General features: G+C 66.7%; 24 protein-coding genes. 19 read left to right on the forward strand and 5 right to left on the reverse strand.

Translation table 11 applies throughout. The annotated features are described in order from the left end of the window. Positions 1 to 4: 4 nt before the first annotated feature. Genes iscA through PHI64_RS11485 form a run of 4 tightly spaced genes read right to left on the reverse strand, consistent with a single transcriptional unit; the run spans position 5 to position 2380 of the window. Positions 5 to 328 (reverse strand): iron-sulfur cluster assembly protein IscA, encoded by a 324-nt coding sequence (gene iscA, locus PHI64_RS11470; protein WP_299882739.1) that lies wholly within the window; start codon positions 326 to 328, stop codon positions 5 to 7. Between the two features lie 10 nt (positions 329 to 338). Continuing rightward, entirely contained in the window at positions 339 to 692 is a 354-nt protein-coding gene (gene erpA, locus PHI64_RS11475) for an iron-sulfur cluster insertion protein ErpA (RefSeq protein ID WP_299882741.1), read from the reverse strand. An 11-nt stretch (positions 693 to 703) separates the two neighbouring features. Continuing rightward, positions 704 to 1129 (reverse strand): Fe-S cluster assembly scaffold IscU, encoded by a 426-nt coding sequence (gene iscU, locus PHI64_RS11480; RefSeq protein ID WP_299882743.1) that lies wholly within the window; start codon positions 1127 to 1129, stop codon positions 704 to 706. 36 nt (positions 1130 to 1165) lie between these two features. Beyond that, on the reverse strand, positions 1166 to 2380 hold the full coding sequence (locus PHI64_RS11485) for an IscS subfamily cysteine desulfurase (RefSeq protein ID WP_299882745.1): 1215 nt from the start codon (positions 2378 to 2380) through the stop codon (positions 1166 to 1168). 455 nt (positions 2381 to 2835) lie between these two features. On the opposite strand from PHI64_RS11485, the gene nifA reads away from it, so the two are divergent. Both nifA and PHI64_RS11495 read left to right on the forward strand, forming a co-directional pair. Beyond that, entirely contained in the window at positions 2836 to 4470 is a 1635-nt protein-coding gene (nifA, locus tag PHI64_RS11490; protein WP_299882747.1) for a nif-specific transcriptional activator NifA, read from the forward strand. Between the two features lie 207 nt (positions 4471 to 4677). After that, the gene (locus PHI64_RS11495; protein ID WP_299882749.1) at positions 4678 to 5973 is read left to right on the forward strand and encodes a diguanylate cyclase; all 1296 of its coding nucleotides are present in this window, start codon (positions 4678 to 4680) and stop codon (positions 5971 to 5973) included. 218 nt (positions 5974 to 6191) lie between these two features. Here the strand turns inward: PHI64_RS11495 and PHI64_RS11500 are convergent, their stop codons facing one another. Next, a complete protein-coding gene (locus PHI64_RS11500; protein ID WP_299882751.1) occupies positions 6192 to 9734 on the reverse strand; it encodes a PAS domain S-box protein in 3543 nt (1180 codons plus the stop codon). Between the two features lie 311 nt (positions 9735 to 10045). Here PHI64_RS11500 and nifB point away from each other — a divergent pair, with 311 nt between their 5' ends. From nifB to PHI64_RS11585, 17 genes are all read left to right on the forward strand, one after another. Beyond that, positions 10046 to 11617 (forward strand): nitrogenase cofactor biosynthesis protein NifB, encoded by a 1572-nt coding sequence (gene nifB, locus PHI64_RS11505; RefSeq protein ID WP_299882753.1) that lies wholly within the window; start codon positions 10046 to 10048, stop codon positions 11615 to 11617. A gap of 42 nt (positions 11618 to 11659) precedes the next feature. Next, on the forward strand, positions 11660 to 11854 hold the full coding sequence (locus tag PHI64_RS11510; RefSeq protein ID WP_296567904.1) for a 4Fe-4S dicluster domain-containing protein: 195 nt from the start codon (positions 11660 to 11662) through the stop codon (positions 11852 to 11854). Positions 11855 to 11856: 2 nt separating this feature from the next. Next, entirely contained in the window at positions 11857 to 12240 is a 384-nt protein-coding gene (locus PHI64_RS11515; RefSeq protein ID WP_299882755.1) for an iron-sulfur cluster assembly accessory protein, read from the forward strand. A gap of 13 nt (positions 12241 to 12253) precedes the next feature. Further along, positions 12254 to 12817 carry a hypothetical protein gene (locus PHI64_RS11520; RefSeq protein WP_299882757.1) on the forward strand — a complete coding sequence of 188 codons (564 nt, stop codon included), beginning with the start codon at positions 12254 to 12256 and terminating at the stop codon, positions 12815 to 12817. After that, positions 12814 to 13614, forward strand: coding sequence for a 4Fe4S-binding leucine-rich repeat protein (locus PHI64_RS11525; protein ID WP_299882759.1), 801 nt, complete (start codon positions 12814 to 12816; stop codon positions 13612 to 13614). Before PHI64_RS11520 ends, PHI64_RS11525 begins: the two co-directional genes overlap by 4 nt. Next, a complete protein-coding gene (locus tag PHI64_RS11530; RefSeq protein ID WP_299882761.1) occupies positions 13607 to 13948 on the forward strand; it encodes a nitrogen fixation protein NifZ in 342 nt (113 codons plus the stop codon). Before PHI64_RS11525 ends, PHI64_RS11530 begins: the two co-directional genes overlap by 8 nt. Positions 13949 to 13952: 4 nt before the next feature. Continuing rightward, positions 13953 to 14207 (forward strand): nitrogen fixation protein NifZ, encoded by a 255-nt coding sequence (locus PHI64_RS11535; protein ID WP_299882763.1) that lies wholly within the window; start codon positions 13953 to 13955, stop codon positions 14205 to 14207. 26 nt (positions 14208 to 14233) lie between these two features. Next, positions 14234 to 14569, forward strand: coding sequence for a DUF3024 domain-containing protein (locus PHI64_RS11540; protein ID WP_299882764.1), 336 nt, complete (start codon positions 14234 to 14236; stop codon positions 14567 to 14569). 653 nt (positions 14570 to 15222) lie between these two features. Beyond that, positions 15223 to 16362 carry a cysteine desulfurase family protein gene (locus PHI64_RS11545; RefSeq protein ID WP_299882766.1) on the forward strand — a complete coding sequence of 380 codons (1140 nt, stop codon included), beginning with the start codon at positions 15223 to 15225 and terminating at the stop codon, positions 16360 to 16362. A gap of 40 nt (positions 16363 to 16402) precedes the next feature. Further along, complete coding sequence (gene nifT, locus PHI64_RS11550; protein WP_299882768.1) at positions 16403 to 16612, forward strand: putative nitrogen fixation protein NifT; 210 nt, start codon at positions 16403 to 16405, stop codon at positions 16610 to 16612. Further along, complete coding sequence (locus PHI64_RS11555; RefSeq protein WP_299882770.1) at positions 16612 to 16875, forward strand: hypothetical protein; 264 nt, start codon at positions 16612 to 16614, stop codon at positions 16873 to 16875. Before nifT ends, PHI64_RS11555 begins: the two co-directional genes overlap by 1 nt. A 2-nt stretch (positions 16876 to 16877) precedes the next feature. After that, entirely contained in the window at positions 16878 to 18074 is a 1197-nt protein-coding gene (locus PHI64_RS11560; protein WP_299882772.1) for a DegT/DnrJ/EryC1/StrS aminotransferase family protein, read from the forward strand. 18 nt (positions 18075 to 18092) lie between these two features. Beyond that, a complete protein-coding gene (locus PHI64_RS11565; RefSeq protein ID WP_299882774.1) occupies positions 18093 to 18971 on the forward strand; it encodes an SIR2 family protein in 879 nt (292 codons plus the stop codon). 42 nt (positions 18972 to 19013) lie between these two features. Beyond that, positions 19014 to 19310: a 2Fe-2S iron-sulfur cluster-binding protein gene (locus PHI64_RS11570; RefSeq protein WP_299882776.1), complete on the forward strand. Its 297-nt coding sequence runs from the start codon at positions 19014 to 19016 to the stop codon at positions 19308 to 19310. 69 nt (positions 19311 to 19379) lie between these two features. Next, positions 19380 to 21197 (forward strand): sensor histidine kinase, encoded by a 1818-nt coding sequence (locus PHI64_RS11575; protein ID WP_299882778.1) that lies wholly within the window; start codon positions 19380 to 19382, stop codon positions 21195 to 21197. Beyond that, positions 21187 to 21822, forward strand: a complete 636-nt coding sequence (locus PHI64_RS11580; protein ID WP_299882780.1) for a response regulator — start codon at positions 21187 to 21189, stop codon at positions 21820 to 21822. Before PHI64_RS11575 ends, PHI64_RS11580 begins: the two co-directional genes overlap by 11 nt. Before the next feature lie 95 nt (positions 21823 to 21917). Continuing rightward, the gene (locus PHI64_RS11585; RefSeq protein ID WP_299882782.1) at positions 21918 to 23969 is read left to right on the forward strand and encodes a c-type cytochrome; all 2052 of its coding nucleotides are present in this window, start codon (positions 21918 to 21920) and stop codon (positions 23967 to 23969) included. The last annotated feature ends 7 nt before the right edge of the window (positions 23970 to 23976 follow it).

The following is a 23976-nucleotide window of genomic DNA, read 5'->3' on the forward strand; positions in this document are numbered from 1 at the left end:
GAGGTCAGACGGCGAAACTCTCGCCGCAGCCGCATTCGGCCTTGGCATTGGGGTTGTTGAACTTGAAGCCTTCGTTGAGCCCTTCGCGCACGAAGTCCAGCTCGGTGCCATCCAGATAGGGCAGGCTGCGCGGGTCCACCAGCAGCTTGACGCCGGCGCTTTCGAAGATCAGGTCTTCGGGCTGGCTCTCGTCGGCGAATTCCAGGGCGTAGGCCATGCCGGAGCAGCCGCTGGTCTTCACGGCGAGGCGCAGGCCGACACCCTTGCCGCGCTTGTCGAGGGTCTTCAGGATGTGGCGGGCGGCCTTCTCGGTAACGGTGACGCTCATGATGCCGACCTCACATGGAGAAGGAGCTGCCACAGCCGCAGGTGCTGGTGGCGTTGGGGTTGCGGATGACGAAGCGCGAACCTTCGAGCCCATCCTCGTAGTCGATCTCGGCGCCCATCAGGTACTGGGTGCTCATGGCGTCGATCAGCAGGGTGACGCCGGACTGCTCGATACGCAGGTCGTCGTCGTTGGCGACCTCGTCGAAGGAGAAGCCGTACTGGAAGCCGGAGCAGCCGCCGCCGCTCACATACACGCGCAGCTTGAGTTCGGTGTTGCCGTCTTCGGCGATGAGCTCGGCCACCTTGCCGGCCGCAGCCTGGGTGAAGACGACGGGGGCGGGCATTTCGGTAACGGGGGTGTTCATGGCGTGACTCCTCAGGGGGCGACGGGGGCGCAGATCGGGGTTTCGGTTTCGGTGCCGCTGCCGTGCTTGGAACGGTAGTCGGCAACGGCGGCCTTGATGGCATCCTCGGCGAGGATGGAGCAGTGGATCTTGACCGGGGGCAGGGCCAGCTCTTCGGCGATCTCGGTGTTCTTGATGTCCAGCGCCTGGTCCAGCGTCTTGCCCTTCACCCATTCGGTGACCAGGGAGCTGGAGGCGATGGCCGAGCCACAGCCGTAGGTCTTGAACTTGGCGTCCTCGATGACGCCTTCAGCCGAAACCTTGATCTGCAGGCGCATCACGTCGCCGCAGGCGGGGGCGCCGACCATGCCGGTGCCCACGTCCTCGTCGTCCTTGCCGAAGGCGCCGACGTTGCGGGGGTTCTCGTAGTGTTCGATGACTTTTTCGCTATAGGCCATGATGGTTCTCCGGGGGGCTCTGTCGGGGTTCAGGAATCAGTGGGCGGCCCACTGGATGCTTTCGAGGTCGATGCCCTCGCGCACCATCTCCCACAGGGGGGAGAGTTCGCGCAGCTTGGCAACCGCCTCGCCGAGGAGGGCGATGGTGGTGTCCACCTCGGCTTCGGTGGTGAAGCGGCCGATGGAGAAGCGGATGGAGCTGTGGGCCAGTTCGTCGCTGTGGCCGAGGGCGCGCAGTACGTAGGAGGGTTCCAGGCTGGCCGAGGTGCAGGCCGAACCGGACGACACGGCCAGTTGCTTGATGCCCATCAGCAGGGATTCGCCCTCGACGTAGTTGAAGCTGACGTTGAGGTTGTGGGGCACGCGGGCGTCCAGGTCGCCGTTAAGGTAGACCTCGTCCATGGCCGACAGGCCGGCCCACAGGCGGTCGCGCAGCCAGCGGATGCGCTCGTTCTCGGCGGCCATGCCGGCCTGGGCAATGGCGTAGGCCTCGCCCATGCCGACGATCTGGTGGGTGGGCAGGGTGCCGGAGCGCAGGCCGCGCTCGTGGCCGCCGCCGTGGATCAGGGCCTCCAGGCGCACCCGGGGCTTGCGCCGCACGTAGAGGGCGCCGATGCCCTTGGGGCCGTAGGCCTTGTGGGCGGACAGGGACAACAGGTCGATGGGCGTCGTCTCCAGGTCGATCTCCACCTTGCCGGCGGCCTGGGCGGCATCCACGTGGTAGATCACGCCCTTGGCCCGGCACAGGGCGCCGATGGCGGCCACGTCCTGGATCACGCCGATCTCGTTGTTCACATACATGGTGGACACCAGCACGGTGTCCGGGCGCAGGGCGGCGGCGAGCTTGTCCAGGTCAATGAGGCCGTTGGGCTCCACTTCCAGGTAGGTGACGCTGAAGCCTTCCCGCTCCAGCTCGCGGCAGGTGTCGAGCACCGACTTGTGCTCGGTCTTCGGGGTGATCAGATGCTTGCCCTTGGAGGCGGCGTAGAAGCGTGCGGCGCCCTTGATGGCCAGGTTGTTGGATTCGGTGGCACCGGAGGTCCACACGATTTCCTTGGGGTCGGCGCCGACCAGCGCGGCTACCTGTTCGCGGGCAAGCTCCACCGCCTCTTCGGCGGCCCAGCCATAGGCGTGGGAGCGGCTGGCAGGGTTGCCGAAGAGCTCGGTGAGGTAGGGGATCATCTTCGCGGCCACCCGGGGGTCGACGGGGGTGGTGGCAGCGTAATCGAGGTAGATCGCTTGGGTCGTCATGGGCCTTGTTCTCCGCTGGGGGCTTTTGCGGAGACTTCAGCAACTTCGGTGCCATGCTCTATGGTGTGTTGCAGGTATCTGAATTTAAAGGAATGTCGGGTTTTAATCAGGGCGAAACCGCGATTCTGCGAATAGCTTTGTCGGATTTGTCGCCTTCCCCACAGGCCTGCTGCCAACATTGCCGGGCGGCGTCGCTCCGGGCACCACGCCAGGGCGTGATGCGCTTCGACGGGGCATGAGCAGGGGGCCGTCGACGGACGCTGGCAAGGCGCTGATGGCCTTGGTTTTTTGTGCAGCGCCGTAAATCAAGGCTCTCCGCCCGGCGGCTGGCCGCCAATACCCCTACTGCACGTAGGTATAAGCCTTGCTTGAGTTCATCCCATATCCCCTTGCGGCGACTCCGTGTCCCGCCACCCAAGCCGGCTGCTGCCCGGCGTTTGATCAGGAGGCTCGCTATGAACGCGGTACTGCATATGCGGGCTCAGACCGAGCTCGCCACCATCTACGAAATCAGCAAGATCCTCACCTCCAGCCTGGATGTGGCCAAGACCTGTCGTGAAGCGCTCAATGTGCTGGCCAACAACATGGGCTACCGGCGTTGCATGATCATCGTGGACACCGAGGACGAGGAGCTGCATCTGCTGGCGGCGGTCGGTTTGACCCCGGACGAATACGATGCCGGCCACTATCGCCCAGGTGAAGGGGTGATCGGCAAGGTCTACACGTCGGGCATGCCCGCGGTGGTGCACGATCTGGCCGCCGAGCCCTTCTTCCTCAACCGCACCGGCGCCCTCGATCATGTGGACGGGGAGCGCATTGCCCTGGTGGGCATGCCCATCCGGGTGGCCAAGGAGGTGGTCGGGGTGATCACCATTGACCGGGTCAGCGAACGGGCCGGAGGTGGCTTCAACGAGGATGTGCGCCTGCTCACCATGGCGGCCAGTCTGGTCGGTCAGGCCCTGGCCCTGCAGCGTACGGTGCTCGCCGAGCGCAACCAGTTGATCAGCGAGACCCGCCGCCTGCGCCAGGAGCTGAAGGGGCGCTTTCGGCTGGATAACGTGATCGGTGTGTCCAAGCGCATGCAGGATGTCTTTGCCGAGGTGCACCAGGCCGGGCCGTCCCGCTCGACGGTGCTGCTGCGGGGCGAGAGCGGTACCGGCAAGGAGGTCATTGCCCGGGCGCTGCACACGTTGTCGCCGCGCAAGGACGCGCCCTTCGTCAAGGTGAACTGCGCCGCCCTCAGCGAGAGCCTGCTCGAATCCGAACTCTTCGGCCATGAGAAGGGCAGCTTCACCGGGGCCGTGGGGGAGCGCAAGGGGCGCTTCGAGATGGCCGACAAGGGCACGCTCTTTCTCGACGAGATTGGCGACATCTCCCCGGCTTTCCAGGCCAAGCTGCTGCGCGTCCTGCAGGAGCGGGAGTTCGAGCGGGTGGGGGGCAATCGATCGATCAAGGTGGATGTGCGCCTGGTGTGCGCCACCAACCGCAACCTGGAAAAGATGGTGGCGGCGGGTGAGTTCCGGGCCGACCTGTACTACCGAATCAACGTGGTCAGCCTGTTTCTGCCGCCCCTGCGCGAGCGCCGCGAGGACATCCCGCCGCTGATTGCCTATTTTCTGGATCGCTACAACAAGGAGAACGGCCGCGACCTGCGGGTGACGCCGGAAGCCCTCAACGTGCTGGTCAATTGCTACTGGCCGGGCAATGTGCGCGAGCTGGAGAACTGTGTGGAGCGCACCGCCACCATGGCCCGGGGCGAATCCATCAGCGAGCTGCACTTCCCCTGTCATAACAATCGTTGCCTCACCCAGACCCTCCACCACGTGGACAAGGACGATGCGGTGGCTCCCGTACGCACCCACGCCAACTCCATCGAGATTTCGGTGCCGGTGCCCGAGATCCCCCACCGCAGTACCGCCCCTGAGCGTCTGTTCGGCGAGCACATGCCGGAAGGCGAAAAGGAGCGCCTGATCTGGGCCATGGAGCGCAGCGGCTGGGTCCAGGCCAAGGCAGCGCGACTGCTCAACATCACTCCCCGTCAGATGGGCTATGCATTGCAGAAATTCGACATCGAGGTGCGGCGCTTTTGAATGGCGTTGGAATAGTCTGCGCTGGAGATCGACCGGGCGCGACGTGCGGATGCCGGATGAATCCGGGCCCAGGAAAAGCCCGGGCCGGGCCGCGGCGGACGATGCGATTTCTATCTTTTTTGTTAATTTAAGTTTCGATCGGGCGCCGCGGTCCTTATATACTCGTCGGTTCCGATATGCGCTTCATCTAACGCAGCCGCTCCGTCCATGTCAAAAGCCGAACATCTGCCACCGTACATCGGGGCCACGCTGCCTGCCGCAGAGGTGCTTTTTGATCAGCTGGCGGACGCGGTTTACCTGATCGATCCCGAGTCGTCCCGTATCGTGTGGGGCAACCGGAAGGCCTGGGAGAGCTTGGGCCTGAGCCGTGAGGATGTGCTCGACCATAGCGTGCTGAGCCTGCAGATGGATGTGCATGGCTTGTCCCAGTGGTCCGAGATCGCCGGGGCCATCCGCAGCACCGACTGTTTCCGCTTCAATGGCAGGCATCGCCACCAGCAGGGGCAGGAGGTTGAGGTGGAGATCAATACCACCCACTTCGATCTCGATGGCCGCAGCTATTTTTTGTCCGTGGCCCGGGACATGACCCGCCGGGTCGCCCAGGAGGCCGGCGCGCTTCATCGGGAGAAGCAGCTGTGGTTTGCCCTCAACGAGGCCAGCGACGGCCTGTGGGACTGGGAGGTGCCGACCGGAGTGCTGTTCTTCAGCCCGCAGCTCAAGCGCATGCTCGGCTATGGCCCCGACGAGATGGCACCGTTGCTTACCACCTGGAGCGACAACGTACACCCCGACGATGCCCCGGCCGTGATGGCCGTGCTCGACGAGCACCTGCAGGGCAAGCGCTCCCGCTACGAGGCCGAGTACCGTATCCGCAACCGCAATGGCCATTACATCTGGGTGCACGACCGGGGCCGTGTCTGCGAATACGCGCCGGATGGCGCGCCCGTCCGCGTGGTCGGCATGGTGCAGGACATCAGCACCCGCAAGCAGATGGAGCTGCAGTTGCAGGCGCTGGCCTCCAGCGACACCTTGACCGGGCTGGCAAATCGCCATCAGGGCAGCACTTTCCTCAAGTCCCAGAGCGAGTTGTGCCAGCGTCTGGGCCTGCCCCTCGGGCTGGCCTTTATCGACATCGACAACTTCAAGGGCATCAACGACGTCTATGGCCACCTGATCGGCGACCGGGTGTTGCAGCAGGTGGGGCAAGCCGTGAAGGGCGCGGTGCGGGGGTCTGATCTGGTGTGCCGCTGGGGGGGCGAGGAGTTCATCGTGATAGCCCCCAATACCACCACCGGGCAGATGTCCCTGGTGGCGGAGAAGGTGCGCCTTGCCGTGCTCCACGATCTCGCCGGGGAGCAGCCGGAAGTGACCATCAGCGTGGGCGTGGCGTCCGCCGCCGGCTGCGCCATCGACCTCAATGCCCTGATGGCCAGTGCCGACTCCGCCCTCTACCGGGCCAAGGACAAGGGGCGCAACCGGGTCGAAATCGCTCCCGGGGAGTGAGGCGGGGCCCTTTCCCTGCCTGCCCGCGCCGGCGGAGAGCAGACATCCCGTCGATCAACCGCCTGCACGGGGACATTCCCCGTGGGGTCGAATTCATTCGACCTGCTCACGCTGATGTCCGGAGAGCCGATGATCAAGGTCAGAGAGCAAGCGAATTCGACGCCATGGGCCCGTCGGCATGACACTCGGTGTTTTTCGATGGCGGCTTGATGACGGGTTCAGGTGTCAGGTTCGGCCAGTGTGCTGCGGAGGGTGCTCATCACTTTGGCGAGGCGGGCTTCCACTTCGTTGACCCGGGTTTGGAGGGTGTTGGCGTCGCTGCCGTCGATGAGGGCGCTCTCCAGAGCCGCGGCACTGTGGCGGAGGGCGGACATGCCCAGAGTGGCGCTGGAGCCCTTCAGTGAATGGACCACCAGCCGGGCCGAGGCACTGTCGCCAGCGGCCAGCAAGGCCCGGAGGTGGGGCATGGCGTCGGCACTGGTATTGAAGAACTGCTTGAGCAGGCGAACATACAGGGCTGTGCGTCCGCCGAGCTTGGCCAGGGCGAAGCGTGTGTCCACCTCTGGGTGGGAGGCCAGCCGGGTGATGAGCGCGGCGTCGGGGACCGGTTCGGTGCCGACCGGATGCGGTGACCGCGGGGGCAGAGCGACGCCCGATGCGGTGGGGGGCGGCAGCCACTTGAGCAGCATGGCGTAAAGAATGGGTGGGTCTACCGGCTTGGTGATGAAGTCCACCATGCCGGCAGCAAGGCAGCGTGCCCGGTCTTCGGAGAAGGCGTTGGCTGTCATGGCGATGACCGGCAGTGTGGGCTGTGCTGCATGCTCGCGGATCAGTCGGGTGGCCTCCACGCCGTCAAGCCGGGGCATCTGCATGTCCATGAACACCAGGTCGTAGTGGCTGGCGCGCACCTTGTCCAGCGCGTCAAGGCCATCCACTGCGGTGTCAGCTTGCAGGCCGACAGCGTCGAGGAGGTGCACGGCCACCTCCCGGTTGATGCTGTCATCGTCTACCACCAGCAGGCGTACGCTGTCCCCGCGGCTACGCAGCCGGGCCGCAGCTTCGTCGCCTTCGGGCAGGTCGGTGGGGGCGATGGCGCCCTCGGTGCCTGGGGCGAACGTCGCCGTGAACCAGAAGGTGCTGCCCTTGCCGACTTCGCTCTCGACGCCAGCTTCGCCCCCCATCAGCCGGGCCAGCCGGCGGGTGATGGCCAGCCCCAGCCCTGTGCCGCCGAAGCGCCGGGTGGTGGACACGTCGGCCTGCACGAAGCTCTCGAACAGGTTGGCCTGGGCCTCCGGGCTCAGGCCGATGCCCGTGTCACTGACTTCAAAACGGATGGTCAGGCCGCTGGTTTGCCGGGCGATGATGCGGGCACGCAGGTGGATGGCGCCCGCGGGGGTGAACTTGACCGCGTTGCTGGCCAGGTTGAGGAGGGCCTGGCGCACCCGGGTGACGTCGCCCCGTACCCACAGGGGCTCGTCCTCACAGGATGCGTCCAGCTGAAGGGCCTTGGTCCGGGCTGACTCTGCGACCATCGAGCGGACCTGGTCGAGCACCGCCAGTACCGGGAAATTGATGGCCTCCAGTTCGAGGCGCCCGGACTCGATCTTCGACAGGTCGAGAATGTCGTTGATGATGGTCATCAGGTGCCGGGCCGAGGTGTCGATCTTGTGCAGGTAGTCGGCATCTCCAGGGTCGCGTCTGGGGCTGTTCTGCATCAGGTGGCACAGCCCGAGAATGGCGTTCATCGGGGTGCGGATTTCGTGGCTCATGTTGGCCAGGAAGGCACTCTTGGCCCGACTGGCTGCATCGGCCTGAGCCTTGGCCCGGACGAGCTCTTCCGTACGCGATGCGACCAGCTCTTCCAGGTGTTCCCGGTGCAGTTCCAGCTCCCGGGCGAGGCGCTTCTTTTCGGTGATGTCCTCCTTGACCGCCACGTAGTGGGTGACCTGGCCGTCGGGGCCGTAAACCGGGCTGATCACGGCAAACTCGATGAACTCGCTACCGTCCTTGCGCTGGTTGGCAAACTCGCCCTTCCAGGTTTGACCAGCCTGCAGTGTCGCCCACAGCTCGGCGTAGAGGAGCGCCGGGGTCTGGCCAGACTTCAGGATGCGCGGGTTCTGCCCCTGGACTTCGGCTCTGTTGTAGCCGGTGGAGCGGAGGAAGGCCTCGTTCACATACTCGATCTCGCCGGACAGGTTGGTGATCACGATGCTCTCGGGGCTTTGCTCGATGGCCATGGAGAGCTTGCGCAGTTCTGCCTCCGCCTCCACCCGCTCGGTAATGTCGTGGACGATGGAATAGAGCAACTGGCGTTCGCCGATGTCGATCGGGCCGCAGAAGCACTCCACGTGGCGGATCGAGCCATCGGCCCGGCGGTGGTCGAACAGGAAGTGGTCACGCTGGGTGCTTCGGGCCCGATGCATCACATCGCGGATATGGGCGTGGCTGAGGGTGTTGATCTGGGTGATCTTCATCGCCCGCAACTGCTCCTGCGACCACCCGTAGTAGCGGGCTGCTGCCTGATTGGCATCGATGATGGCCCCGTCTGCCGGGTCGACGATGAGCATGACCGAGCTGCTGTTCTCGAAGAAGCTTCGATAACGGTTTTCGCTCCGGGTTATGGCGAGCATCCGGGATTCCAGATCCCCATTGAGCTTGGCCAGGGTCTGGCGGTCGGCATCCTCCTGGTCGGCGCGGCGCCGGAGTTCCGCCACCATGGTATTGAAGCCCTCGTTCGCCCGGGCCAGTTCGGGGGGCAGCCCGACGGTGGGGACGCGCAGGTCCAGCTCGCCGGCGCTCACCTTCAGGGAGGCGTCGGTGAGGCGGGCGATCCAGTTTTCCACCAGGTGATGGAGCACGTAGCGGGCGAACAGCAGGGAAGCCAGGGCGGTGCAGGCCAGCAGGCCGATACGTAACCACAGGCCTTCGTCGATCTCGTGCAGGACCTTGCCGACGGGGGCGCCCACACTGACGTAGAGTGCTCCGCTCGCCAGCTCCACTGGCGCCAGGATGAAAAGGCGTTCGACGTCGTCGAGGCCGTGCATCAGGATGCGCCGTTCTCCCGCCTGCAAGGCCGCGACCAGCCGGCTGCGGCTTTCGGGGGGAAGGGCCGCACCACGCCAGCGCTCCGGCTCGGGGTAGCGGGATATCACTTCCCCGTCCGCAGAGAACAGGGTGGAGCTCCACCCCTCGGGCAGGATGTAGCTGGCGGTCAGGCGGTCGAACCAGGTGATGTCGGTGGCGGCAAATACCGCGGCCCGGAACGTGCCGTTGGCGTCCCGTACCGGGTAGCCGAAGGTGATCCCTGGTTTGCCCGTGATCTTGCCGATGAGGAACTGCCCTGCGCTGATATCTGTGGCGGTTCTGGCGGCGCGGAACCAATTTCGCTCGCTGACGTTGATCGGTGTGGTGGTGGGGCGGGAACTGCAGAACACGCGTCCGTCGGCAGTGGCGGCCCCGATGATGGTGATGTCGTTGATCGACCGGCTCAGGCGCTCGGCGAGCCCGTTGCAGGCTTCGGCGTCCAGGTCTTTCAGGTCGTTGGCGTGGGCCATGGTGGACAGCAACTGCTTTACCTGACGGCGGGCGGCAGCCTCTTCGATGCGTGCGCTGCGCACCATGATCATGGCCCGTTGCTCGATGTCGGCGACAGCCTTCTCCCGCTCCGCACGGTAGTCGTGAACAAGCAGCACGGCCAGAGGAGCCAGGGTCAGCAGCAGGACCAACCACAGACGGTGGCTGAGGGAGGGGTTGCGGAGCACGGAGTCCACCCGGGTAGGGCCCGATGAGGCCGTTGAAAGCTCAGGGGATTATGCGCCTCTGCCCGTCGGTTGCGACATCCGTGTAAACCGGGGGTAGGGCCAGTGCGGTGCTGCTGCTGTCCGCTTTGTCGCAAGCCCGACATGCTCCCTTCGGGAGGCCGTGGATTGTCTCGACCACGACATTCACCGATTTTCAGAAAATTCTGCAAGCCTATGATCTGAAATAGGAATATCCCCTGGCATGGATCTGGCTATTTGTCTCTCAAACGAGACCTGTACGTCCCCCCGAACAGAGACAAGGAGCCGCCTCCATGCAAAGCGCCTACATCAGCCTTGGTGATCTGAAAGCCCATCGCAACGCCCTGGCCGAGCCCATCGCCAGTGAATCCGCCGGGGGCTGCTCCAGCTCGGGCGGCGCTGGCAAGTCCAGCTGCGGTTCGTCGGGTGGCCCCGACGACATGCCCACCGAGATCTGGGACAAGGTCAAGAACCATCCCTGTTACTCCGAGGAAGCCCATCACCACTTCGCCCGCATGCACGTGGCGGTGGCGCCGGCCTGCAACATCCAGTGCAACTACTGCAATCGCAAGTACGACTGCAGCAACGAGTCGCGCCCCGGCGTGGTGAGCCAGAAGCTCACCCCCGATCAGGCGGTGAAAAAGGTGTTGGCCGTGGCCAGCGAGATTCCGCAGATGACCGTGCTCGGCATCGCCGGCCCCGGCGACGCCCTGGCCAACCCGAAGAAGACCTTCGACACCATGCGCCAGCTCAGCGAAAAGGCCCCGGACATCAAGCTGTGCCTGTCCACCAATGGCCTGGCCCTGCCGGAGATGGTGGACGAGATCTGCAAGCACAACATCGATCACGTGACCATCACCATCAACATGGTGGACCCGGAGATCGGCGCCAAGATCTACCCGTGGATCTTCTGGAACCACCAGCGGGTCACCGGCGTCGAGGCTGCGCGCATCCTGCATGAGCAGCAGATGAGGGGCCTGGAAATGCTCACCGCCCGGGGCGTGCTCACCAAGATCAACTCGGTGCTGATCCCCGGCATCAATGACGAGCACCTGATCGAGGTGAACCGCGAGGTGAAGAAGCGCGGCGCCTTCCTGCACAACATCATGCCGCTGATCAGCGAGGCCGAGCACGGCACCCACTTCGGCCTCACCGGCCAGCGCGGCCCCACCGCCCAGGAGCTGAAGGCCGTTCAGGACGCCTGCATGGGCGGCGCCAACCTGATGCGCCACTGCCGCCAGTGCCGCGCCGACGCCGTCGGCCTGCTCGGCGAAGACCGCAGCGAGGAATTCACCCTCGACAAGATCGAGGAGATGGACATCGTCTATGACATCGACAAGCGCCGCGCCTACCAGGAGAAGGTCGAGGCCGAGCGCCAGGCCCAGCACCAGGCCAAGGTGGACGCCCTGGCCGATGCCCTGGACGCCAGCCTGATCGCCGGCCAGGAAGACCTGAAGGTGCTGGTGGCCGTGGCCACCGAAGGCCAGGGCCGGGTCAATCAGCACTTTGGCCACGCCACCGAGTTCCAGATCTTCGAGGTCAGCCGCAAGGAAGCCCTCTTCGTCGGCCACCGCCGGGTGGATCTGTACTGCCAGGGCGGCTATGGCGAGGACGAGCAGCTGCCGTCGATCGTCAATGCCATCAACGACTGCCACGCCGTGCTGGTCTCCAAGATCGGCGCCTGCCCCCGCGATGAGCTGAAGGCTGCCGGCATCGAGCCAGTCGAGGAGTACGCCCACGAGTTCATCGAGAAGGCCGCCCTGACCTGGTTTGCCGACTACTGCGGGCGCGTGGCCAGCGGCGCCATCGTCCATCAGGAGCGCGGCGACGCCCGTATCCGCCAGGGCGCCGTGATGGCGGCCTGACTACCCGACCCGTTCCATACCCACTACCGCTAGGAGACCATCATGGCCCTCAAGATCATCGGTTCCACCTGCTCCGGCTGCTCCGCTTGCGACCCGGAATGCCCCAACGACGCCATCCGTGAAAAGAGCGGCGTGTTCATCATCGACCCGGCCAAGTGCACCGAGTGCGAGGGTCACTACGACACGCCCCAGTGCGTGGCCGTGTGCCCGGTCGATGGCTGCATCGTGAAGGCCTGATCATGCTGCCCAACGTGACTGTCAATCCGGCCGCCGAGAAGTTCATGCGCCGCATGGTGCGCTTCTCGGGCCAGGGCGAGGGCGCCGGCTTCCGCCTCACGGTGAGCGCCGGCGGCTGTTCGGGCTACAGCGCCGAGTTCACCGTCGAGGGCGCGCCCCTGGCCGGTGACGAGGTGCTGGCGGTCGGTGATCTCAAGCTCTTCCTGCCGGCCGAGTCGCGCCTGATGCTGGATGGCGTGACCATCGACTTCTCCGATACGCCCACCGCCAGTGGTCTGACCTTCTTCAACCCCAAGGCCGGCGCCTGTGGCTGCTCTTCCAGCAGCACCAGCGCACCGCCGCCGGGGGTGGTGAAGGTGGACATCGGCTCCATCCGGCGCAGCTGAGGCGGAGACGGGCATGTCGACCAGCGGATCGCCCGGTGTCATCCCCGGCTTCGAGGACGCCGTCCTCGGGGCCGGGCTGACGCCTGCTGTCGAAGCGCTGATCGACAAGGCCGGCCGTGCCGGCATCGGTGACGAAGGCGCGCTGGAGATGCTGCTGCGGGCCCGCGCCCTGGCGCCGACGCACCCCGCGCCGCTGATCGCCCACTACCGCTTTCATTTCTACGCCAACCGCCTGCCCGAAGCCCGGGTCGTTGCGCTGGAGGCCGTCGCCCTGGCGGCGGCTCAGCTGGGCCTGCCTGCCGACTGGCGCGAGGTGCAACCCCTGGTGGCGTGGGGCCCCGGCCGCCTGGCCGAACTGCGTGCCCACGCAGTAGCCCCGCGCTTCTACCTGTTTGCCCTGAAAGGCTACGCCTACCTCAGCCTGCGCCTCGGCGAGGCGGAGGAGGGCGCGGCCGTGCTGGCCCTGCTTGAACAGCTCGACCCGACAGACAGCCTCGGCCACCGGGTGCTCGGTGCGGTGCTGGCCCGGGCCGGGCGCGACGTGGATTACGACGAGCCCCTGGAGGCCGCGCCATGAACACGGCTACCCGGGACACCGCCACGGGCTGGGCGCCGAACGAGCCGCCCAGCGTGGATTGGCTCGGGCGCAGCCTCGATTGCGGCAGCTGCGTCAATCAGGGCTTGCTGGCCGAGGGCAAGTGCCAACGGGCCTTCTCCTGCGTGTTCGATCGCTACGCCAAGCGCATCGACCGTTTCTTCCGCTGGAATCCGGGGCTGGCCAATGACTATCTGGAGCACCCGTATTTTGAGGTGCGTGCCGTGGCCTCGCGCTCGGCCGACGTGTTTCGCCTGGTCGGGCTGATGCACGACCCGGATGAGACCGTGCGCCTGCACGTGGCCCTGCGCCTGCCCCAGCGCCTGTTGGCGGATCTGCGCAAGGATCCCGACCGGGAGGTGCGCATCCGGGTCGCCCAGCGCCTCGACGCCAGCATGCTGGTGGAGATGGCGGACGACCCGGACTACTTCGTGCGCAAGCTGGTGGCCCAGCGTCTGCCCCTGCCGCTCCTGCCGCGCATGGCGTCCGACCCCGACCAGGAAGTGCGCCTGGCTGTAGCGGCGCGCCTGCAGGTGCCGGCACTGCTGGCTATGCGCAACGACCCGGAGGTGGCCGTGCGGCGGGCGGTGGTCCATCGCCTGCCGGTCGGCCTGCTGCCGGAAATGGCTGGGGACCCGGCCTGGGAGGTGCGCTGGGAGGTGGCCCAGTACGCCGATCCGGCCCTCGCCCGGCGTCTGCTTGTGGACGACGAAGCCGAAGTCCGCGACGCGGCCCGTGTGCGTCTGAACACCCTTGAATCGGAGGCCCGCCATGGGTGACATCTCCCGCGACAGTGACGTCATCGAGCTTGAAGGCCCGCCCCAGTTCGATTTTGGGGAGCGGGTGGTGAGCCGCTACAAGGTGCGCAACGACGGCACCTACCCCGGCAAGGATGTGGGGGAGGTGCTGGTGAACAAGGGGGACGTGGGTTACGTCACCTCGGTGGGCACCTTCCTGCAGCAGTTCTACATCTATGCGGTCGAGTTCGTATCCACCGGCCACAAGGTCGGCATGCGGGCCCGTGAAATCGTGTCCCTCGACAAGCTGCCGCCCCATGTCGCCGAAGCCCTCGGGGGGGACAAGGTGGCGCAGCACGCCCATATCAAGGAGTAAGACCATGCTCGAACCGCGCGCACCAAAATACCAGTGGGGCCAGCAGGTCACCGCCACCACCGATCTGTTCAACGACGGCAGCCACCCCGAAGTGCCCGAGAACGAACTCATCGTGGCGGCCGGAACGGCCGGTGAAGTGGTGCAGATCGGGCATCACGAGGAGGCCAACATCCCCGTGTACATCGTTGAGTTCGGCGCCGCCGAGGGCCGCAGCGGGCGGGTGGTGGGCTGCCTTGAAGAGGAGCTGGCGGCGGCCTGAGCGTCGCCCGCTGCGGAGGCCCGCCGATGATCCGCCAAGCCAGCGTCACCGGGCCCGGCGAACTCGTCCGCCGACGCATCCTGCGGGAGCTTGAGGGCCGTAGCCGCTACCGCTACGTGCAGCCCGACGTGGTCTGGTGCGACGAAGGCTGGCAGATCACTAGCCCCTGCTGCTCCCGCAACGTGGCTCCCGATGGCGGCGTGATCGACATCGCCCGCCTGGAGCACCCCGAGCCGGATGTGTGGCGCCTGTATGCCCGCGATCACGTGGCCGGCAGCTGGTCGTGGCATGCCAGCGCGGCACGCATCGAGGAATTGCTGGCGCTGGTGGTGGACGATGCACATCGGGTGTTCTGGCCGTGAGGAGGGGGTGATGAGGCGAGTTTTGTTTGGTTGCGCCCGTGCGGTGGGGGATTTCCCGATTGTTGCGTACCGTTGGCCGGGACTCGCCCCGGCGGGCGACCTTCTTCTTTGTTGCACGACAAAGAAGAAGGCAAGAAAGCGTGCCCCGCTGTCGCGCCCCCTTCGGGGGTTCCCTCCTTCCGGCAATACCGGGCGGGGTCTTCGCAAACTCGCCCTTCGGGCTCAGACATGCGAAGCCCTTTTTCCGCCCGTCATCACCTCCAGTCGGCACGCCAGAGGGGAGAGGAAATGCAGCTTACCAACGGTCAGTGCCAACCGTTCTTTCCGCAGGGGCTCGGTGTATCCGGAAAGCCCGTTCCGATCCGCCGAGCAGCGCAGCAGCAGGCGGGGCCTTCCGGTGCGGCTGTCTGAGCCCGCAGGGCGAGTTCCGCACCGGCCGCCTGCTGGGAGCAGCGCAGGGGAGTCGGCCGCAGGCCGACCGGTGAGGCGGGTCGCCTTCTTTGCCTTCTTTCTTGGCGAAGCAAGAAAGAAGGTCGCCCGCCGGGGCGAGTCCCGGCCAATGCAACTGATTTATCGGGAAAGCCTTGCAGCAAAGGCTCTGTCACTCGTAAGCCCGGGGGCAATGGCGTCCCCGCTGCCAATGTAAGCCCCCCATGATCTACCTGGACAACAACGCCACCACCCGCCCCCTGCCCGCCGTCGTGGCAGCCATGCACGAGGCCCTGACCCAGAGCTGGGGTAACCCCTCGTCCAAGCATGCAGCCGGCGAGCAGGCCCGCAGCCGGGTGAGCGAAGCCCGTGCCGCCGTCGCCCGGCTGCTGGGCGCCCAGCCGGCGGAGCTGGTGTTTACGTCCAGCGCCACCGAGGCCAACGCGATGGCTCTGCACGCGGCCCTGGCTGTGCCGGGGGCGCCGCGCCGGCTGGTGCTGTCGGCCATCGAGCATTCCGGCCTCGTGCAGGTGGCCAAGGCCTTGGCCGGGCAGGGCGTGGAGATCCTGCGCCTGCCGGTGGATGAGCGCGGTGTGGTGCTCACCGACTCCCTGCCGGCCCTGCTCGAAGGCGGCGCGGCCCTGGTGTCGGTGATGGCGGCCAACAACGAAACCGGCGTGATCCAGCCGGTGGCCGAGGTGCTGCGGCTGGCGAGCGCGGCGGGTGTTCCGGTCCATGTGGATGCCACCCAGGCGGCGGGGCGCGTCCCGGTGGATTTTGCTGGCTTGGGGGCGCGCTTTCTCACGGCTTCGGCCCACAAGCTGCACGGCCCCAAGGGGGTGGGCGTGCTGGTGGTGAAAAAGGGCGCGCCCTTCGAGTCCCTGCTGCCCGGCTACCAGGAGCGCAAGCGCCGGGGCGGCACCGAGAACGTGCCCGGCATCGTCGGCTTTGGGGTCGCGGCCCGGCAGGCCGAGTCGGCCCTGGCCGACGCGCCGCGCATCGCCGCCCTGCGCGATGCCCTTGAGGCCGGCCTGGGCGAGGCCTTGCCGGGGTTGAGGGTGTTCGGCGCCGGTGCCCCGCGCCTGCCCAACACGGCCTGCATGGCCTTCGGGCTGCTCGATGCGGAGGTGGTGCTGCAACGCCTGGCACGCGCCGGCATCTGCGTATCCAGTGGTTCAGCCTGCAGCTCGGGGGGCTCCGAGCCTTCCCCGGTGCTGCTGGCCATGGGGGCAGAGGTGGCGGCCGTGCGTGCGGCGGTGCGCTTTTCCCTGTCTGCCGACACCACCCCCGCCGAGATCGCCTGCGTCGTCGAAACCCTGCAGGCCGCCCTGACACCGCTGCTGGCCGAAGCCTCACGTGCATGACCCGTATCTGAACCCATTACTCAACTTCCGGAGCCCCACCATGAAAGTCATGCTGCGCAATACCCCCCAGGGCCTGTCGGCCTACGTGCCCAAGAAGGATCTGGAAGAGCCCGTCGTCGCCCAGGAAACCGCCGGCCTGTGGGGCGGCACCATCACCCTGGCCAACGGCTGGGTGCTGGCCCTGCCCGAGATGGCCGCCGAAACCCGCCTGCCCATCACGGTCGAGGCGCGCAGGGTGGGAGGCGAATGATGGCCCTCACCCCTGATGACCTCACCACCCTGGCCAGCCTCGGCACTACCGCGTCCGACGTCGCCACCCTGGCGGCCGAGGCCCGGGCCCGCTGGAGCGGCCTGCGTGTCACGGTAGTGGATGCCCTCGATGTGCGGGGGGAAACCCCGGCTCTCGAGACGGCATCCGCCAATGTCTTCCTCATGGGGTGCGACGGCCATTGCTGGTCGATGACCACCGACCCCGCTGCCGCTGCCGGCCTCGTGCTGGCTGCCAGGAGCTGATCATGGATGCCGCCGTCACGCCCCAGGATGTGGAACATGACGAGGACTGGATACTGCTGACCGACCCGGATGTCAGCGGCCGCGAACTGGAGCGGGTGATCCGCGCCCTGCGCAGCTCCCGCCTGTCGTCCGGCCCCTTGGTCGAGGAGTTCGAGGCCGAGTTTGCAGCCCACCACGGCCGTGCCTATGGCGTGGCCACCGCCAGCGGCACCATCGGCATGTGGCTGGCCCTGCGGGCCCTGGGCATCGGGCCAGGGGATGAAGTGGTGGCCTGCAGCTACGGCTGGCACCAGACGGCCCACGCCATCCTGCTCGCCGGGGCCACCCCCAACTTTGCCGAGATCGATTACTGGTCGGGCTGCATCTCGCCGTCGGCTGCGGCCGAGCGTATCGGGCCAAAGACCAAGGCCATCATCGGCAACAACTGCAACGGCCATCCGGCGGCCTGGAAAGCCCTGCGCCAGCTGGCCGAATCCCGCGGCGTGGCGCTGCTGGAAGATTCAACCGAGGCCATCGGCTCGCGCTACCTGGGCAAGCCGGTGGGCAGTTTCGGCGATCTGTCGGTGTTCGACTTCTCCCAGCCCGGTGCCTTGTGCTGCGGCGAGGGCGGCATGGTGCTTACCGATGATCCGCATCTGGCCACCGAACTACGCTACCTGCGCGCCCATCGCCTGGCCGATCGCGCCTCCGTGTCCATCGGCAGCCGGGTGCCCTTGCAGGGCAGCATGAGCGACCTCACCGCCGCCCTGGGGCTGGCCCAGCTTGAGCGCATCGACGAGATCCTGGCCCGGCGCAAGCAGGTGGAGGCCTTTTACCGGGAGGAGATGCAGAGCTTCGAGGGCATCAAGCCGCCGTATCTGGGCCCCGACGTGGACGAGGTGCACTGGATGCTCTACGTGGTGCACCTGGGCGCCCGCTTCAGCGCCAGCTCCCGCGCCCAGATCGTCGATGACCTGGAAGCCGATCTCATCGAGGCTGCGCCCTTCAGCGCCCTCATGCACCAGCAGTTCGCCTATCAGGCCCTGGGCGAGGCCTACAACTGCAAACGCGGTTGCCTGAAGAACACCGAACGCATTGGCGACCGTTCCCTGGCGCTGCCCTTTTACGGGCAACTGGGCGCCGACGAGGTCAAGTTTCTGGTCAAGACGCTCAAGGACGCCTGCACCAACGTGGGCGCTGGCGCCGCGATTTACCTGTAAGACACCCGAGGTATCCCCATGACAAGCACCCTTGTTGCACCTGCCGCCGCTCCCTCCGATATCCTGCCCGATGGCCTTCCCGCCAGCCTGGTTGAAGCCCTGGCCACCGGCAGCGTGGTGCCCTACCTGGGCCCCCGCGTGCTGGCCCTGGCGGCTGACTACGCTGTGCCGGCCACGCCGGAAGCCCTGGTGGCCCTGCTCACCGCGAAGAGCTCCGTCCCCCACAAGATTCGCAATCGGCTCACCCAGTCGGCCCAGTACATCGAGAACTTCAAGCATCGCAAGACGCTGGTCGGCTTGATGAACGAAGCCTTTGCCGCTGCGCCCAAGCCGGCACCCCTGCACGAATCCCTGGCCGGCTTCGGCTTTCCGCTGATCGTCGATGCCTGGTACGACGACGCCATGGCCGCCGCCCTGTCGGCCCATGCCCCCACCGGCAGCTGGGGGCAGGTCCAGGGGCTGGCCCAGTCCGAACATTTCGGCACCTGGACCGGCTGGTATGACGCCGCCGGCGCGGCCGTGCCCGACTGCAATCCGGACTGGAAGACCATCCTGTACAAGCCCATCGGGGCCCATGGCCCGGCCGGCAACTACCTGGTGTCGGATACGGATTACGTGGAAGTGCTCACCGAGATCGACATCCAGACCCCGATCCCGGTGGAAGTGCAGCGCCTGCGCGCCGGCCGCAACTTCCTGTTCGTCGGCTGCCGCTTCAACGATCAGCTGCCCCGCGCCTTCGCCCGCCAGATCATGAAGCGTTCGTCCGATCGCCACTGGGCGGTGCTCCCCGACGAGCCGACCCGCATGGAGGCGCGTTTTCTGGCCGAGCAGGGCATCGAGCGCATCCCCTTGCCCCTCGACGCTTTCGTTCCCGCCCTTCTCGCCCGCCTGGGTTGAAGGTCATCTGATTTTTTCATCCGCAAGCAAGAAGGAAGTTCCATGGCTCAGCTCACCCTCCAGCCCTCCGGCAAGGCCGTCGACGTCGCCGCCGGCACAACGCTGCTCAGCGCCATCCTGGCTGCTGGCGAGCGCATCCACCACAAGTGCGACGGCAAGGCCCAGTGTGGCAGTTGCCACATCTTCATCCAGGAAGGCCGCAAGACCCTGCCGCGTATCCAGAGGCTCGAGAACGAGAAGCTCGACACCCTGGTCGGCGTCAGCAGCAAGTCGCGTCTGGCCTGTCAGACCCTGATGGGTGAAGAGCCGGTCACCATCGAGTTGCTCGGTTTCGTCTGAACCCGCGCCCGGGGTGCTCGGGACGTCAAAGCTTGTCCCATCCACCCCATCCGGCGGACACTCTCGCCCATGAGGTGTTCGCTGCGATCAATTTCCGTTCTGTTGCTGCTGGCCCTGTGCCCGCTCCTGGCCAGCGCCACCGAGGCCTCCCGCCAGGTCCGCATCGGTGTACTGGCCTGGCAGGGGCTTGAGGAAGCGGAGGTGCGCTGGTCCACGCTGATGAACCGGCTGGCCGACCAGCTGCCCGGGCGGGAGCTGGTGCTGCGTCATTTCGACCTGGCGGGGGTCGCCGCCGCGCTCAAGGCCGGGGAGCTGGATTTCGTCGTCACCAACCCCGGGCACTATGTCTTTCTCGAAGCGGAGAGTGGCATCAGCCGGATCGCCACCCTGGTCGCCGACAACGCCTCCGACCCCGCCCATGTGGTCGGATCGGCCGTGGTGGTACTGGCCGACCGTCAGGACATCCGGCGGCTCGCCGATCTGCAAGGGCATAGCCTCGCCGCCGTATCGCCGGATGCCTTCGGCGGCTACCAGGTGGCCTGGGGCGAGCTGCGCCGACAGGGCCTGGACCCGGAGCAGGGGCGCCCGGCGCCCGTGTTCACCGGCTTCCCCATGTCCCGGGTCGTCGAGGCGGTGCTCAACGGCGATGCCGATGCCGGGGTGTTGAGGGTCTGCCTGCTGGAGAGCCTGGAGCGGGACGGCGCCCTGCGGCCGGGGCAGCTCCGGGTTCTGTCGCCCCGCCCCGGCGGCGCCCCATGCCAGGCGTCGGCGCCCCTCTACCCGGGCTGGGCCTTTGCGGCGGCCCCCCACACGCCGCCGGCCCTGTCCCGGGATGTGCTGGTCGCCCTGCTGGCTCTCACGCCCGATGCGGCCGGTCAGTCCTGGAGCGTGCCGGCCGACTATCACACGGTTCATGAGCTCCTGCGCGCCCTGCAGATCGGCCCCTACGCCTTCCTGCGGGAGACGGCCTGGCCGTCCCTGTGGGAGCGTTACTGGCCCTGGGTCTGCGGGCTGATCCTGACCCTGCTCGCCTGGGGCGCCTACACTTTGCACGTGGAGCATCTGGTCCAGCGGCGGACCCGGGAGCTGACCCAGGCCATGGCGGCCCGGCAACGCCTTGAGGTGCAGGTGCAGGAGGGGCAGCAGCAGATGGATCATCTGTCCCGTCTGTCGGTGCTGGGGGAGCTGTCGGGCACCCTGGCCCACGAGCTCAATCAGCCCCTGGCCACCATCGGCAACTACGCCCGCAGCCTGCTGCGCCGGCAGGACAGCGGCAATCTTGCTCCCGCCGCCCTGCGCCTGGCCGCCGAGGAGATCGCCAGTGAATCCGAGCGGGCCGCCGGCATCCTGGGGGGCATCCGTGCCCTGGCCCGCAAGCGTAACCGGGTCCGGGAGGCCCATGATCCCGTCGCACTGGTGGGAGAGGCGGGGCGCCTCTTCGCCGGCATGTTGCCCGGCGCCCCCGAACTGCAGGTGTCCACCGGGGGAGACGGCGGTGGTTGGCGGGTGTGGGTCGATCCCCTGCAGATCCAGCAGGTGCTGCTCAACCTCTTCAAAAATGCCTGGGACGCGCAGCGTGCAGCAGATTGCGATGCGCCCATCGAGCTCCATCTGGAGCAGGTTGGTAGCTGCTGCGTCGTCGCGGTGCGTGATCACGGCCCGGGGCTGGCACCCGAAATGCAGGGCCGTCTGTTCGAGGCCTTCTTCACCACCAAATCCGACGGCCTGGGCCTGGGTCTGTCCATCTGCAAGACCATTGTGGAAGCCCATGGAGGCGAGATCTCCGCCGCGGCGGCCGAGCCCGGCCCGGGTCTGGTCTTCCGTTTCACCCTGCCCCTGGCCGAGGGGGCGACACCCTGGCACGAGAACCCATCCGATGACCGATAGCGCCGATCTTCCCCTCATCCACGTGGTGGACGACGAAGCGCCGTTCCGTCGTTCCCTGCTGTTCCTGCTGGAGTCCGTGGGCTGGCAGGCCGTGGGGCATGCTTCGGCAGAGGCATTCCTCCAGGCCGCGCCAGCCTTTCCGCCGGGGGGCGGCTGCATCGTGCTGGACATCCGCATGCCGCGGGTGAGCGGCCTGGAGCTGCAGCGGCGCCTGCTTGCTGCCGGTTCCCCGTTCCCCGTGATCTTCATGACCGGGCACGGAGACGTGGAGCTTGCCGTGCAGGCCATGAAGGACGGGGCGCTGGATTTTCTGCAGAAGCCCTTCAAGGACCAGCTTTTCCTGGATGCGGTCGAACGGGCGGTGCAGGTGAGCCATGAGCGTCACGCGGCCCGGCAGCGTCGGGGCGAGGCGATGGACATCCTGGCCCGCCTGTCGTCCCGGGAGCGGGAGGTGGCGCGCCTGCTGGCCCTGGGCCTGGCCAACAAGGAAGTGGCTCGCCTCCTGGGCATCAGCGACAACACGGTGCACGTGCACCGCCAGCGCGTCATGGAGAAGAGCGGCACCGGCAGTGCTGCCGATCTGGCCCGCCTGATCCTCCGGGCTGATCCCGGTGGGCTGGACTAACCGGTTTCGGCTATTGCGTTAACCCGATGTCCGGATAGGCGTGGGCAAGGGCGCTCCCTAGACTTGTTGCCAAGACAAGCGGCAGGGAGAAAGTCATGCGCAGCAGTACCATCGGCCGGCTCGGATGCCGGCTCTTCATGGGCCTCGTCCTCAAGGGCGCGGCCGTTTTTGCGTTCACCGCCGGCCCTGCTCTGGCCGGGGATGCCTCCATGATCGAGCGCGGGCGTTACCTGGCGCGGGCAGGCGACTGCGTGGCCTGCCATACCGCGGAGAAGGGCACCTCGATGGCAGGGGGGCGGGCTCTCGAAACACCCTTCGGCAAGCTCTATTCCACCAACATCACGCCTGACCGGGACACCGGCATCGGCAAATACAGCTTCGAGCAGTTCGACCGGGCGATGCGCAAGGGTGTGGCGGCGGATGGCCACAACCTCTATCCCGCCATGCCCTATCCATCCTACGCACGGATTACCCCGGAGGACATGCGCGCGCTTTATGCCTACCTGATGGAAGGCCTGGCACCGGTGAAGCAGGCCAACAAGCCCTCCGACATGCGCTGGCCGTTCAGCATGCGCTGGGGCTTGTCCCTGTGGAACTGGGCTTTCCTGGATGCCACGCCCTACAAGGCCGACATGACGAAGGATGCGGCGTGGAACCGGGGAGCCTACCTGGTCCAGGGGCTGGGGCATTGCGGTGCCTGCCACACGCCGCGGGGTCTGGCCTTCCAGGAGAAGGCCATGCACGAGGCTGGCGCGAAAGGCCGCCACTTCCTGTCCGGCGAGACGGTCGAACACTGGCGGGCGCTCAGCCTGCGCGGTCTCTGGACGGTGGACGACACCGTCCAGTTTCTGAAGACCGGGCAGAACCGCTTTGCCGCCGCGTCGGGCAACATGGCCGAGGTGATCATGCACAGCACCCAGCACCTGAAGGACGACGACCTGGTGGCCATGGCCGCCTATCTCAAGTCCCTGCCGCCGGGCGAAAACGAACTGCCGGCCCCCGGTGTGCCACGCAAGGTCGTCGCCGGCGGCCTGCCGGAGCAGCTCTACAGCAGCCGTGGTGGACTGGGTTACGTGCAGTTCTGTGTGGATTGCCACCGCCAGGATGGCAGTGGTGTGCCCAAGGTGTTTCCGCCCCTGGCCGGCAACCCCACCGTTGCGGCCAAAGACCCTGCCACCTTGGTCCACATCGTGCTGACTGGCGGCCAGACCGTGCCCACGGCTGCCCATCCACGGGTTTTCGCCATGCCTGGCTTTGCCCGCCTGAAGGACAGCGAGCTGGCCGAGATCCTGAGTTTTGTTCGTGCCAGCTGGGGTAACGGCGCCCCCGTCAGCGCTTCCCAGGTGCGCAGGATGCGGGCTGCGCTGGACCCGAAGGTGGACACCAGCGCCTTCGAAACCCCTCGCCTGGCCGACATGCTTGGCAGCCCGAATGCCCAGCAACTGGTGCGTGGCATGCGCCTGCACCTGGAAACCCGCGATCTGCTGCCCCAGCACGTGGGCAATGCCCTCAACTGCACCAGCTGTCACCTCAACGCCGGTACGGTGGCCGACGGCTCGCCCTTTGTCGGTGTGTCGGCCTTCTTCCCCAGCTATGCGCCGCGGGCCGGGCGTGTGATCAAGCTCGAAGACCGCATCAATGGCTGCTTCCGGCGTTCGATGAATGGCAAGCCTTTGCCGCCCGAGTCGGCCGACATGAAGGCCATGGTGGCCTATTTCGACTGGATGAAGCGCGAGACCAAGCCTGAGGACAAGGTGCCGGGCCGGGGCATCGGCAAGATCGACCGTTCGCTCCAGCCCAACATCGACAACGGCAAGAAGATCTATGCCGACCAGTGCGCCGTGTGCCATGGCAACGACGGGGAGGGCCTGCGTCAGGCGGATGGGCGCTACATCTATCCGCCTCTGTGGGGGGATGCCTCCTTCAACATCGGCGCGGGCATGGCCCGTACCTACACGGCGGCGGCTTTCGTGAAGCGCAACATGCCCATCGGCTTTCACGGCAAGTTTCCCCTGGGCCAGGGCGGGCTCAGCGACCAGGAGGCCGTGGATGTGGCCGAGTACTTCAGCCACCAGCCGCGCCCCGACTTCCCTGACAAGGTGAAGGACTGGCCGAAGGACAAGAAGCCCAGCGATGCCCGCTACTGACCCCACC

Origin of the sequence: Zoogloea sp., assembly GCF_028689785.1 — a bacterium.
GTDB lineage: Bacteria > Pseudomonadota > Gammaproteobacteria > Burkholderiales > Rhodocyclaceae > Zoogloea.

Bases quoted from the DNA above. Each gene is read 5' to 3' on its own strand.
- iscA (WP_299882739.1), bottom strand. From the start codon at position 328: ATGAGCGTCACCGTTACCGAGAAGGCCGCCCGCCACATCCTGAAGACC.
- erpA (WP_299882741.1), bottom strand. From the start codon at position 692: ATGAACACCCCCGTTACCGAAATGCCCGCCCCCGTCGTCTTCACCCAG.
- iscU (WP_299882743.1), bottom strand. From the start codon at position 1,129: ATGGCCTATAGCGAAAAAGTCATCGAACACTACGAGAACCCCCGCAAC.
- PHI64_RS11485 (WP_299882745.1), bottom strand. From the start codon at position 2,380: ATGACGACCCAAGCGATCTACCTCGATTACGCTGCCACCACCCCCGTC.
- nifA (WP_299882747.1), top strand. From the start codon at position 2,836: ATGAACGCGGTACTGCATATGCGGGCTCAGACCGAGCTCGCCACCATC.
- PHI64_RS11495 (WP_299882749.1), top strand. From the start codon at position 4,678: ATGTCAAAAGCCGAACATCTGCCACCGTACATCGGGGCCACGCTGCCT.
- nifB (WP_299882753.1), top strand. From the start codon at position 10,046: ATGCAAAGCGCCTACATCAGCCTTGGTGATCTGAAAGCCCATCGCAAC.
- PHI64_RS11510 (WP_296567904.1), top strand. From the start codon at position 11,660: ATGGCCCTCAAGATCATCGGTTCCACCTGCTCCGGCTGCTCCGCTTGC.
- PHI64_RS11515 (WP_299882755.1), top strand. From the start codon at position 11,857: ATGCTGCCCAACGTGACTGTCAATCCGGCCGCCGAGAAGTTCATGCGC.
- PHI64_RS11520 (WP_299882757.1), top strand. From the start codon at position 12,254: ATGTCGACCAGCGGATCGCCCGGTGTCATCCCCGGCTTCGAGGACGCC.
- PHI64_RS11525 (WP_299882759.1), top strand. From the start codon at position 12,814: ATGAACACGGCTACCCGGGACACCGCCACGGGCTGGGCGCCGAACGAG.
- PHI64_RS11530 (WP_299882761.1), top strand. From the start codon at position 13,607: ATGGGTGACATCTCCCGCGACAGTGACGTCATCGAGCTTGAAGGCCCG.
- PHI64_RS11535 (WP_299882763.1), top strand. From the start codon at position 13,953: ATGCTCGAACCGCGCGCACCAAAATACCAGTGGGGCCAGCAGGTCACC.
- PHI64_RS11540 (WP_299882764.1), top strand. From the start codon at position 14,234: ATGATCCGCCAAGCCAGCGTCACCGGGCCCGGCGAACTCGTCCGCCGA.
- PHI64_RS11545 (WP_299882766.1), top strand. From the start codon at position 15,223: ATGATCTACCTGGACAACAACGCCACCACCCGCCCCCTGCCCGCCGTC.
- nifT (WP_299882768.1), top strand. From the start codon at position 16,403: ATGAAAGTCATGCTGCGCAATACCCCCCAGGGCCTGTCGGCCTACGTG.
- PHI64_RS11555 (WP_299882770.1), top strand. From the start codon at position 16,612: ATGGCCCTCACCCCTGATGACCTCACCACCCTGGCCAGCCTCGGCACT.
- PHI64_RS11560 (WP_299882772.1), top strand. From the start codon at position 16,878: ATGGATGCCGCCGTCACGCCCCAGGATGTGGAACATGACGAGGACTGG.
- PHI64_RS11565 (WP_299882774.1), top strand. From the start codon at position 18,093: ATGACAAGCACCCTTGTTGCACCTGCCGCCGCTCCCTCCGATATCCTG.
- PHI64_RS11570 (WP_299882776.1), top strand. From the start codon at position 19,014: ATGGCTCAGCTCACCCTCCAGCCCTCCGGCAAGGCCGTCGACGTCGCC.
- PHI64_RS11575 (WP_299882778.1), top strand. From the start codon at position 19,380: ATGAGGTGTTCGCTGCGATCAATTTCCGTTCTGTTGCTGCTGGCCCTG.
- PHI64_RS11580 (WP_299882780.1), top strand. From the start codon at position 21,187: ATGACCGATAGCGCCGATCTTCCCCTCATCCACGTGGTGGACGACGAA.
- PHI64_RS11585 (WP_299882782.1), top strand. From the start codon at position 21,918: ATGCGCAGCAGTACCATCGGCCGGCTCGGATGCCGGCTCTTCATGGGC.